At 54.3% G+C, this 11,055-nt stretch carries 7 protein-coding genes, 1 pseudogene and 1 riboswitch; of the genes and pseudogenes, 6 read left to right on the top strand and 2 right to left on the bottom strand.

Translation table 11 applies throughout. The features are described from left to right. Positions 1 to 449: 449 nt before the first annotated feature. A riboswitch (cyclic di-GMP riboswitch) is annotated at positions 450 to 527 on the top strand. 26 nt (positions 528 to 553) lie between these two features. From ACOYW0_RS25910 to tnpC, 5 genes and pseudogenes are all read left to right on the top strand, one after another. Further along, positions 554 to 1,078 carry a PEP-CTERM sorting domain-containing protein gene (locus tag ACOYW0_RS25910; RefSeq protein ID WP_482416573.1) on the top strand — a complete coding sequence of 175 codons (525 nt, stop codon included), beginning with the start codon at positions 554 to 556 and terminating at the stop codon, positions 1,076 to 1,078. 495 nt (positions 1,079 to 1,573) lie between these two features. Beyond that, positions 1,574 to 2,653, top strand: a complete 1,080-nt coding sequence (locus tag ACOYW0_RS25905) for a BamA/TamA family outer membrane protein (RefSeq protein WP_482416572.1) — start codon at positions 1,574 to 1,576, stop codon at positions 2,651 to 2,653. A gap of 205 nt (positions 2,654 to 2,858) precedes the next feature. Next, on the top strand, positions 2,859 to 3,059 hold the full coding sequence (locus ACOYW0_RS25900; protein ID WP_482416571.1) for a DUF1059 domain-containing protein: 201 nt from the start codon (positions 2,859 to 2,861) through the stop codon (positions 3,057 to 3,059). A 250-nt stretch (positions 3,060 to 3,309) separates the two neighbouring features. Continuing rightward, the gene (locus ACOYW0_RS25895; RefSeq protein ID WP_482416570.1) at positions 3,310 to 3,951 is read left to right on the top strand and encodes a SagB/ThcOx family dehydrogenase; all 642 of its coding nucleotides are present in this window, start codon (positions 3,310 to 3,312) and stop codon (positions 3,949 to 3,951) included. Between the two features lie 349 nt (positions 3,952 to 4,300). Then, positions 4,301 to 5,724 (top strand): annotated as a pseudogene (tnpC, locus tag ACOYW0_RS25890) (IS66 family transposase). Positions 5,725 to 5,900: 176 nt separating this feature from the next. On the opposite strand, the gene ACOYW0_RS25885 reads toward tnpC, so the two are convergent. Further along, on the bottom strand, positions 5,901 to 7,463 hold the full coding sequence (locus tag ACOYW0_RS25885) for a sigma-54 interaction domain-containing protein (RefSeq protein WP_482416569.1): 1,563 nt from the start codon (positions 7,461 to 7,463) through the stop codon (positions 5,901 to 5,903). 679 nt (positions 7,464 to 8,142) lie between these two features. On the opposite strand from ACOYW0_RS25885, the gene ACOYW0_RS25880 reads away from it, so the two are divergent. Continuing rightward, positions 8,143 to 9,594: an MFS transporter gene (locus ACOYW0_RS25880; RefSeq protein WP_482416568.1), complete on the top strand. Its 1,452-nt coding sequence runs from the start codon at positions 8,143 to 8,145 to the stop codon at positions 9,592 to 9,594. An 8-nt stretch (positions 9,595 to 9,602) separates the two neighbouring features. On the opposite strand, the gene ACOYW0_RS25875 is transcribed toward ACOYW0_RS25880, so the two are convergent. Further along, complete coding sequence (locus ACOYW0_RS25875) at positions 9,603 to 10,976, bottom strand: OmpP1/FadL family transporter (protein WP_482416567.1); 1,374 nt, start codon at positions 10,974 to 10,976, stop codon at positions 9,603 to 9,605. Between the last annotated feature and the right edge of the window lie 79 nt (positions 10,977 to 11,055).

Here is an 11,055-nt window from a genome sequence, read left to right as displayed (position 1 = left end):
CCATGTGCTTTATGATTTTAAATCGTTTGTTTCTGCCTAATATTATTTATTAATTCTATTTGTTGGTGCCTGGTGGTCTTTATTTTGCCAGACATATCCTTAATAAGGAGGAGTGTAACAAAAATCGTGATAGCTGCCCATTCATAATTTGTGATACATGAAAAGAACAGATTACGATTGACAGATCCGGAAGCTGTGTTTCCTTTGAGTAAGAAACTGAGAACCATGAGTGGTTAACCTTTAGCCAGTCCGTGACTATGACATGTTTTACCAGGGAGGCGACGTGCGTTGTTTTTTGAATAGCTTTATGTATAGCGATATTACATGGATTACATATCAGTATAACGCTGATTTCCATGTTAGTGCTTTGAGAACAATATGATGTTGTTTGTTGAGTTGTCTGTACAATATATGGGCGGTATACTTTTTGCTGTCCTTTTGCTCTAACTTAAGAAAAAAGCCAAACTTGGCGCGAGTCAAGGACGGAAAGCCAACGGGTCTCATGGGGAGACGGCCGGGCTGCTCTTGAAGAACGAGCAAAGGAATGCTGACGATGAAAAAGATTTTATGTTTTTTATGCTTTTTAGTATTCGGAGTTGCGGGGTCTTCGGAAGCAACCCCTATTAGCACTGGGGCTGGGTGGTATGGGAAGTTCGCTTGGAGCGATGGGCTGGGGATGATCGACAGTATCGGGGGCGACTACATGGAGTCAACATGGGCAATTTCTGTTGGTGTTGACTCGGTCATGTCATCTGTTCGGGTATGGGATCTTTTTGGCCCTGGCGAAGAATTTGCCTTGTATGTTGATGGTTCTGCTGTGGCTTGGGAAACGACATATACCAATTCACAAGGGAATTTTACCGGTGAATATGAAGACCTCTTTTTGTCCGCTGGTGACCACTTTTTTACCCTCTTCGTTACGGCGATACCATCGGGAAGTTATAGTGGCGTGGGGATGGCTCATTTTTCTGGCTTGGAAGCCGCTTCAGCACCCGTTCCGGAGCCTGCCACACTGTTTCTTCTGGGAGCAGGGCTTCTCGGGATCGCAGGTCTGAAACGAAAGAAGATGACAAGGTAAAACGCACTCAGGGCAAGCGTTGGCTCTTTGCTTGCGTTTTTGTGTAAGGCGATCAAGGGCATGATACGCACCATGCGAATCATGCCCTTTTTGTGTTAGTCTTTGCAGACCGGTGTTTTGTCAGGTTTAACATTTGATGGCCTGTTCATAGCGGGTATGTTAAAAGGAATGGGAACCGGTCTTCATGGTATTAAGACCATTCGATGATTTCACATCACCCCCCTTCACGCATATACCCTAAGAAATATATTCCAGTGAGTATCACCTCTGGTCGATATCGGCATGTGAGATTGAATTTCATAAGACCCCATGATGTCAGCGTAGCGTTTTTTCGAGGAAAGCAGCTCAAATGTGGGCATCGCTTTTGCGTATTGTATTCAGCGTGATCATACCGTTCTGAATTTTCTTTTTGTGATGCATTTCCGTTTGAGACTCGTAGACCAGGTGCTCTGTTTTTGTTGTCTTTACATGGCATATTCAAAGGAAAACGTTGACATGCATCATGCTCCCTTTATCCGTGGGTTGCTCCTTGTGCTGGCAACATTCATCATTGCTCCCGGCGAACTACGTGGCGAGGAGCCCGAAGACAGGTACAACCTTGAATTTGTGACCGCTCCCATGGTCGTATCCAACCCCAATTTTGGCAATGGGGGAGGGGCCACCCTCATGGGACTCTTTGATTTGGCTCCCGGTAATGAGAATGTGCAGTCGTCTTCCCTTGGATTGACAGGTATCTATACGGATCGGGGGAGCCATTTGTTGGCCTTGGGGGGAAATGTGTTGCCGAGTGAGGCGTGGCGCATCAAGACCGCCGTGGCCGATATCGGTGTGAAAAGTGAACTGAATGTGGATGAGCTGCCCCAACGGGCGGATTTTACCACCGCCGTCCGTGTGATCCATTTGAACGTCCTGTATGGCTTTGGGGAGTATTTTTTTGCCGGGATGCGGGCGGTGGTCAAAGACATTGGCTATTCTCCGGATAACGAAGCGGGGAGGCAGTACCTCGAAGCGGTCAATGCCACCGATGATCTAAGTGCATCCCTGGGGCCGGTACTCTCCTTCGACACCCGAGATAATCGGTTTTTTCCCTACGAAGGAATCTATGCCGAAGCCACGTTGATGCTTAATCCTACCCTGTTAGGCAGTGACGAGTCCTACGGCGTCTTGGACGGGTTTGTCAACGGGTACGATCAATATCGACCCGGACATGTCATTGCATGGCGCCTTTACGGGCGCTTTACACCGAGCGACACGCCCTATTCGGATCTGTCTACCCTCGGGCGGAAAGCAGACCTGCGGGGATATATAGCCGGTGAGAACATCGCGCGGCACCTGATCAGCGCCCAGGTGGAGTATCGCTGGCAGTTCAGACCCAAGTGGGCCGTGGTGGGATTTGTGGGGGAAGCGGTGCTTTTTGACCCGGGGGACCTGAGTCGGGACAGTTTTTATTCCAGTGCAGGCACGGGGCTGCGTTACCTGTTGAGCGAAGAGCGCAGGCTAAACTTTCGCATCGATTATGCGGTTGGCGAAGACTACTCAGACGGACTTTACGTCGGAATATCGGAAGCCTTTTGACCCCCTCATGGGTGGCCTCTTGATAGCGATTCTTTTTCTGTGAAATATGGTATAATCGGTGCCTTGGAATGCGAGGCCTCTACAGGTGGTGACAAGACCTACCGCAGATTCTTGAGCCTCTCATTTGGTGTACGGAAGGGCGGGCGGTCCGATCCGGGACCGTTTCCCGCATCATGGTCACACAAATCACAGGAGTACCAGGACCATGTCACGATATTTCATCGATTGCCGCAACCATCCGAGCGACACGAAGTGTACCGTCGCCCTTGCGGCGGACACAAAGGAAGAGTTGCTCGAAGCCGTTGTGCAGCACGGAACACAGTGCCACGGCTATAAAGATACACTCGAGTTCAGGGAAATGATCTTGAAGGAGTTCCAAGAGGGGACCCCTCCCATCAAGGCATGAACCACCCGATGCTTCGGTTTTTCCTGATGCTTCTATCGCCCATGCATTTTCATGGATCCGGTTTTTCAGGCAGGCACAGGGGGCTGAGGTGAGGGCAGTCAGTACAAAGGGAGGATCCTCTTTGAGGACAAAGACCAGGGGGGCGTGGCCGAACAGGCCGCGGCCCCCGTTTGGTTTCAGGGCGTTGTGCTTCACCGGCGCGGCCTGCTCAACAACAATATCCCAAGACATGCATGAAGGAGGCACGCAGATGAATCTTCTGGGTTGGATGACCATGGTTGTGATGGCGCAAGCGGCAGGGACAGGGGAGGTGATCCGGCTTCCTCAGCCTGATACCACCGGCGGGGCCACCCTTTCCATGAGTCTTGCTGCCCGTCGTTCGGTTCGCTCCTTTGGCGAAGAACCGCTTACTGTGGCTCAGATCGGCCAGTTGCTCTGGGCTGCCCAGGGCGTGACGGATGCGGTTCGGGGGCTGCGAACGGCCCCGTCGTCCGGCGCGTTGTATCCTTTGGAGACCTTTGTGGTGTTGCCCGAAGGGGTGTATTGGTACAACCCGCAGCGCCATGAGCTGTCTCTGAAGATACCGGGGGACCTGCGACACGCCCTTCAAAAGGCCGCCCTGAACCAGGGGGCCGTGGGCGATGCCCCGGCCGTGTTTGTGTTTGCCGCCGTGTATGAACGGGTGGCAGTCAAATACAAAGGAAGGGCCACCCGCTACGTGGACATGGAGGCCGGGCATGCCTGCCAGAACCTTTTGCTCCAGGCTGCGGCGTTTAACCTGGGGGCCGTTCCTGTGGGGGCTTTTCATGACGACCGCATCGCAGAGATTCTCAAGCTTCCGAAGGAAGCAAGCCCTCTTTATCTCGTGCCCGTCGGGTACCCAAAGCGATAAACGAAACACCGTGGCTTGTGGGGGTGAAAAGCCTCCGGCGGCCCTGCCTGGGGCCAAGTTTTTGAAAAGTTAGACGTAACTATTCAGCTCACACATAAAATGTATTGAACTGCATTTTTTTCTTGACAGGATTTTTGATCAAATTTTTCATTTTGACCTGCGGATCTCTTACTCCGTTATTCCGGTGCTCAGGCCTGGCTATGAGGACCATAATTCATCTTATATGAAGGGCTATACGACCCGGCACCCTCAAATTTTTAAAGCCTGAAATTCGAAAGCTCAGGAGCCAAAATTCCGTTTTCAAAACCTGTGGTATACTATCCTCGTCAAAAAAAGATGAGGAGACAGGGTGAAGATCGAAAGCATTGATATTCAAGCGGCGACAGACAACGCAAGGAAACTGATTCAGCAGGACGAGGACCTCTCGCCCGCAGTTGCAGCTGTGATCGAATTGCTGCTTACAATCATCACCCTTTTGGCGAACCGTCTAAATCTCAATAGCAAAAACAGCAGCAAACCGCCTTCTACCGATCCCAACAGGAAGAAGGAGAAAAAGCAAAACACCGAAGGAAAAAAGCCCGGGGCCAAAATGGCCACGAGGGAAAAACTCTTGAGCCCGTAGACAAGGCAGATCTCGTATTGCCGTTGAAACTCAATATGACCGAACTGCCACCGGGTGACTATCGCCACGTAGGTTACGAGACCCGGCAGGTCATTGATTTGAAGGTTGCTCAATACGTTACTGAGTATCGATCCGAGATTCTTGAGGATGCCTTCGGCAATCGATATGTTGCTCCTTTCCCGAAAGGAGTAGATCGACGCGTCCAATATGGCACGGGTCTCAAGGCTCACGCGATCTATCTTTCCCAGCATCAGCTGGTCCCCTACGAAAGAATCTGCGAGCACTTTCGGGATCAGGCCGGTATCCCAATCAGCGCAGGGTCGATTTTCAACTTCAACAAAGAAGCGTTTAACGCGCTTGAGGCGTTTGAAGAAATCGTCAAAGCCAGATTGTCCGGCTCGTCCGTCTGCCACGCAGATGAAACCGGCATCAACATGAACGGTAGTCGATTTTGGCTGCACTGTCTGTCGAACGATCTTTTCACTTACTTTTACCCGCACGAAAAGCGTGGCAGAGAGGCTATCGATGAAATGGGAATTATCCCAAGCTTCAAAGGCGTGTTGTGCCACGATCACTGGAAACCCTACTTCAATTACGACTGCCTGCACGCATTGTGCAACGCTCATCACTTAAGAGAGCTGGAGCGGGCTTGGGAGCAGGACAGTCAGCAGTGGGCCAAAGACATGAAGTTCTTGCTCCTTGAGATCAACAAGGTTGTGAACGAACACAGCGGCAAGCTTCCATCGGATATTGCCGGGGGCTTTCGAAAGCGCTACCTGAGCATCCTGGAAAAAGGAAATCTCGAATGCCCGCCCCCGGATGAAACGAAAAGGAAGAAGGGACAACGCGGGCGGATGAAACGATCAAAAGCGAGAAACCTTCTCGAACGGATGGAAGACTTCGAGAACGAAACCCTTCGTTTCATGGACGACCCGCTGGTTCCTTTCACTAATAATCAGGGTGAAAACGACATCCGGATGACGAAAGTCCATCAGAAAATTTCTGGGTGCTTCCGAGCTATGGAAGGGGCCAAGATCTTCTGCCGAATACGCAGCTACCTTTCTACATGCAAGAAAAACAACGTGCATGCAAGCGACGCATTGCGCCTGTTGCTTCAGGGTGAATTACCCTCCTTTTTTGAAGCTGATTAACCCCTGTCGGCGAACCTACAGCTGAATAGTTACAGTTAGACAAACAAATTTTAAGCAGGCCTTCCAGGTTCAGCCGAAGTAATTTTGCCTGTTTCGGTAGTAAGAAAGTCTTTTGCGGAGCTTTTTTTCAAAAAAGCGACTCGCCGAAGGATTGTTTTTACCCTGGCCATGGAAGGCTATTTTTTAAGGCTCTTTCCGAAGGGAATGCCCAGCTTTTTCATTTTGTTTCTCAAGGTGCTCGGGTTGACCCCAAGAAGGGCTGCGGCACCGTTGTCTCCTTTGACCCTTCCATGGGTTGCCTCAAGGGCTCTGCGAATCTGGTGGCGGATGGCATCATCCAGGTTGAGGGAGGTCTCCTCGGGAAGGGGCGGGGGCGTTGCAGGAGACGTCGTCTCCGGTGAATCGAGGTCGGGAAATCGCAACGGGGTTCCGGCAGGGGAGGTGATATGAAGGATCAGGGCCCGTTCGATTAGGTTTTCGAGTTCCCGGACGTTGCCGGGCCAGTCGTGGCGGGAAAGGTCCGCCAGGGCCCCGGGGGCCGGTACCGGGACCGGATGGATGTTCATCTCCTTTGCCTTCCGCTCGATGAAGTAGTCCATGAGCTCGGGAAGGTCCACGGGCCTGTCGCGCAGGGCTGGGATATGGATGGGAAAGACATTGAGCCTGAACCAGAGGTCCTGCCGGAACTCCCCGCGGGCAACCATCTCTTCCAGATCCCTGTTGGTGGCTGCGATGATCCGGATGTCCAGGGCAATGGGTGCCGTGCCTCCCACCCGTTCGATCTCGCGGGTTTGCAGGACACGGAGGAGGCGTACCTGGGCCCGGGGCGGCAGCTCGCCGATTTCATCCAGGAAGATGGTTCCCGTGTCAGCCCGCTCAAACCGTCCCCTTTTTTTCTGAAGTGCTCCGGTGAAAGCCCCGCGCTCATGGCCGAAGAGCTCGCTGTCCATGAGTTCGTCAGGAATGGCCCCGCAGTTGACCTTGATAAAGGGCTTGTTCGCACGGGGCGAGGCGCGGTGAATGGCGTTTGCGATGACCTCTTTTCCCACCCCTGTTTCACCCAGCAGGAGCACCTGCGAGGAGAGGGGAGCCACCTGGCGGACCATCTCCGTGACCTCTTTGAGGCCGTGTCGGCTTCCGATGATCTGGTCCCCGGCCAGGTGGTGGAGCTCCCGGGCCAGGTACCGGTTGTCGTCGGCCAGCATTTCCGTGAGCCTGACCACTTCCCGGTGCTTGAGGGTGTTTGAAAAGGCCATGGCAAAGGGGTCGTGCAGGAGGGTCAGGAGCCGGGAGTGTTCGGGCTCGTAGCGGTCAAACCCTTCTGCAAAGATAAAGACCACCCCCAGCCTGACCTCATCCACAATGGGGTGAAGCAGCAGCAGGGAGATCTCCGGCTTGCCCATGGCTTTCCAGACGAGGTTGGCGACCACCTGCTGGTTGGGCACGTTAAGGATAAGGGCCGGGCCGGGGGTCGGTGGGTAATTTTCGATGAACGATATGGCCTCGGGGGTGAGCTTCACCGGGTCAAAGGAGAGGATTCGACCATTGTCGAGGTCGGAGACAACGGCAATGTTCCGGACCTCTTTTTTTTCGGGGTCGTAGGTGTTCATGGCGAGGCCGTTGATGGGCAGGTAGTCCTTGAGGTAGTGAAAGCATCGCTCCAAGGCCGTGTGGATGTCGAGGCTTCCGCAGATCCTGTTGGTGGCCTCCCCAAAAAAGGTCATGTCATATAAATCCATGTGTCTCTCCCCTTATTGCTTCTTTTTCTGTGGCAATACATGTCTTATACGATTCCGTTTTGTCCTTCAAATGCAATGTTGGGATTCGTCAGTATGAAAGGAACCACATCATCTGTTCCATCCTTGATTTCTTGTCACTGTTCAGCTTGCCTTCGGCAGGTCCGCCGGATTTCTTCCGGTTGAAATCAAGCAAATCCCAAATGCCTTTTATCGTGTTTCCAGAAGAATGAAATGGGTCTCTCCAGCAAAACGGTTGCCACATGTCACACACCACGCGCATGCCCTGAAAGCGAATGCATGATGCCTGCCTCCATGCATTCGCCTTAGGGTTTCCAGGTGCCCCCACCTGGTCGCCGGAGGCCTGTTTTTTCCACCCATTTTAATCATAGAGGTTACACTTGACCTGAACCGTGACGTTTCCTTCACCATCCGTTCAAGGTATCGTATCAGGCCTTTTCGTATGCGAGGTGCCATACTTGGCACCCTCAATGTGCCGTATTGGGCATGAAAAAGAAGGTGATGGCGTCAATGCGTTGAATATTCGCGTGAAATAGGTTTTGGCACACTCTGTGGAACATACATCCTTGTGAGGCAGGCGGAAACAGCGCCTCCTAACCCGGATATGTCGTGAGTCGAGTGTATCCGGGCCTGGTTATGAACACGAAAAGGAGCGATGCCAATGGATTCAGCATATCAAAACAGAAAAAGTGCAACAGCGGTGCCGACGGCCCGGGGCCAGGCCTCGGGGTGGGTCACTTTGAGCATTGTCTGTACGGTTCAGTTTTTGACGCCTTTTATGATGTCCGCGGTGGGGGTGGCCCTTCCGGTTCTCGGAGGGGAATTCGGTGCGAGCGGTGTGCAGTTGGGGCTGATAGAGACAGTGTTCATCCTGGCTGTCTCTCTGTTTTTGCTTCCTTGCGGGCGCCTGGGGGACATCTACGGCCGCAGGCGGGTGTTTGCTCTGGGCATCCTCCTGTTTACCTCTGCCACCCTGGCGGCGGCCCTGGCAGATGACGTGGCGCTGTTTATCCTGTTTCGTTTTATCCAGGGCAGCGGCGCCGCCATGATTACGGGCACGAGCCTGGCCATTCTCTCATCGGTGTTTCCGCCGGAGAAAAGGGCCAAGGCCATGGGCGTAGTGGTGGGCTGTGTTTACCTCGGGGTGTCTGCAGGGCCGGTGGTGGGGGGCTTTCTCATCACGCACCTGGGGTGGCGGTGGATCTTTTATGCGGGGGCGGGGGCCGGGAGTGTGGCATGGCTCCTCACCGTTTTAAAGCTTAAGGGAGAATGGGCGGAGGCTGCGGGGACGCGGTTCGATACCCTGGGCAGTTTTTTGTATATGGGGGCTTTGTTCCTGCTGATCGTGGGGGTGGTGAACCAGGCCGCCGGTCCTCGGTTCCAGGCCATGGCAGCCCTGGGTATTGCCGGGTTGGCCCTGTTTTTTTTCTATGAATACAAAAAGGAGACGCCGCTCCTCGATGTCCGCATGCTGCTCTCCCGTCGCGTGTTTGCCTTCAGCAACCTGGCGACCCTCATCAACTATGCCGCGTCTTTTGGGCTTACCTTTTTCTTCAGCCTCTACCTTCAGGTCGTTAAGGGCGTGGCTCCCCACACCGCAGGGCTGATCCTGGTGAGCCAGCCCCTTCTCCAGGCGGCCCTGTCGCCGGTGGCCGGAGCCCTGGCCACACGGGTTCAGACAGCGACCCTTGCCACAACGGGCATGGCCATCTGTGTGGCGGGCCTGGCCCTTGCCTCCACCGTGGACGGCGGCACCGGGTTCGGACGGATCGTAACGGTCCTTGCTGTCATGGGGGTGGGGTTTGCCCTGTTTTCCACACCCAACATGCTGACGGTCATGGGGAGCGTGGAGCCCGTACATTACGGCCTGGCATCGAGCCTGGTCTCCACCATGCGCACCCTGGGCATGCTCGTGAGCATGACGATTGCCACCCTGGTTGTCTCAGGGCATCTGGGAGATAAAGCCGTCGAGCAGGCCACCCGGGAGTCGTTCCTGGTTGCCATGCACGATGCGTTTCTGGTGTTCGCAGCCTTGAGCATCCTGGGGATCCTCCTTTCCATGGCACGAATGAACAGCCCTGCACACTGTGCTGTCGAAACCCCTTCGGCGTGATGGCGCGGTTACATATCGATGGTGATGCCCGCATAAAAGGTGTTGCACGTCCCGCCGAAGCTGTAGTCGGGGTTGACGCCCGTGGGCTCGGTTTTCGTGACCTCCCGGTCGTCGAGGATCTGGTGCTGGTAGGCGGCGTAAAAATTGATGTCCCGTTTCATGCGGCCGAAGCTTGGAAGGCGGTAGCTTGTTCCCACGGAGAGGATGTGCTTGTCGTTGTCGAGGAAGTTGATGGTGTCGGTGAGGCCTTCGTCCGGGATAAAGCTGGGCTCGAAACAGTAGCCTCCTTGAATCGCCAGCCGCCGGGTGAGGCGGTATTCGATGCCCAGTTTGGGAACGACAATGTCGTCCAGCTCGGGGAGCACGTCCCCGAAGTTCTCTTCGTGGTTGAGGGAGACTTCGAACCCGGACCACTTCTGGAACTCCGCCTCAAGGGAGACCATGAGCCTGTCGTTGAAGGCGTAGGAGGTGCCGAAGGTGTAGATGTCCGGTTGGAAGTAATCCAGCAGGGCCAGCCTCAGGTTGAGAAGGACATTGCCCGTTTCAAGGACGGCCACGGTCTGCAGCGGGGAGATGTCGAGCTTTGACTTCTGCCTGTAAGAAAAACCGAACTCCAGCCCCTCAAGGGCGTCGAATTTTTTTCCGGGGCTGATGTAGAAACCGGCCACCACCGTGGGTTTTAGGGAGATGTCCATGATGGCGTTGTCCACGGGGATCTGCTCATCCTCAGTGATCTGGAGGTCGGACAGGTCGATGGTGCCGGAACCGCCGAAGGAGATGTTGAGCCCCAGGCCCAGGCCAAAGAGGTCCTCCATGAACCCGAACCCCGCCCCGGTCATAATCAACGCCCGCTGGGCTTCCCGTCCGTACCGCATGAAGTTGTGGGTGCGCGGGTCGATGTCGTTGATCTTGACCACGGTGAGATCATTGTTGATGCCCATGGAGAGTCCCATGCGGGCCGACGAGATGCATTCCGGCATTTCATAGATGATGTTGAGGTCCATGGCCATGCCCAAGACATAGGTCCCGAAGTCAAGGTCGTCGGCACCGTGGGTGGGCAGGGGGCTTCCGGTGTCCGGGTCGAAGCGGTTGATATCGAGGTCAAAGGAGGGCACCGCGTGGAGGTAGTTCACCGAGATCTGGTTGATGCCGCTTTTTTCACCGGTCTCGGCGGCTTGTTCGATGCGGGCGAGGGTTCGCCCCAAACCGGACATGTTGTAATAGACCGCGGACCAGTCGTCCACATGGGCGGTCATGGCGTTGCCCATGGCCATGCCCCGTGGGGAAAAACCGTACGTGGTGCCGAAGCTGCTCCCAAAGGCGGACCGGCTGAAGGTGATCATCAACAAAATCGTTCCCATGCATGCAAGCAGTTTTTTCATTGTCGCTCCAGAGTCGTTGTAAGGGTGGGGTGGAATTAAAAAGCAAGAGCATGCCTCCGGTGGCCGTGCCGGGGGCCAA

The sequence above is a fragment of the Desulfoluna sp. HI9BLuna genome (genome assembly GCF_056829775.1).
This window is presented reverse-complemented; position numbering and strand designations above follow the sequence as displayed.

What these genes read in the sequence shown, in the direction of transcription:
- ACOYW0_RS25905 (WP_482416572.1), top strand. Translation starts at nt 1,574, where the DNA reads ATGCATCATGCTCCCTTTATCCGTGGGTTGCTCCTTGTGCTGGCAACA.
- ACOYW0_RS25910 (WP_482416573.1), top strand. Translation starts at nt 554, where the DNA reads ATGAAAAAGATTTTATGTTTTTTATGCTTTTTAGTATTCGGAGTTGCG.
- ACOYW0_RS25900 (WP_482416571.1), top strand. Translation starts at nt 2,859, where the DNA reads ATGTCACGATATTTCATCGATTGCCGCAACCATCCGAGCGACACGAAG.
- ACOYW0_RS25880 (WP_482416568.1), top strand. Translation starts at nt 8,143, where the DNA reads ATGGATTCAGCATATCAAAACAGAAAAAGTGCAACAGCGGTGCCGACG.
- ACOYW0_RS25895 (WP_482416570.1), top strand. Translation starts at nt 3,310, where the DNA reads ATGAATCTTCTGGGTTGGATGACCATGGTTGTGATGGCGCAAGCGGCA.
- ACOYW0_RS25885 (WP_482416569.1), bottom strand. Translation starts at nt 7,463, where the DNA reads ATGGATTTATATGACATGACCTTTTTTGGGGAGGCCACCAACAGGATC.
- ACOYW0_RS25875 (WP_482416567.1), bottom strand. Translation starts at nt 10,976, where the DNA reads ATGAAAAAACTGCTTGCATGCATGGGAACGATTTTGTTGATGATCACC.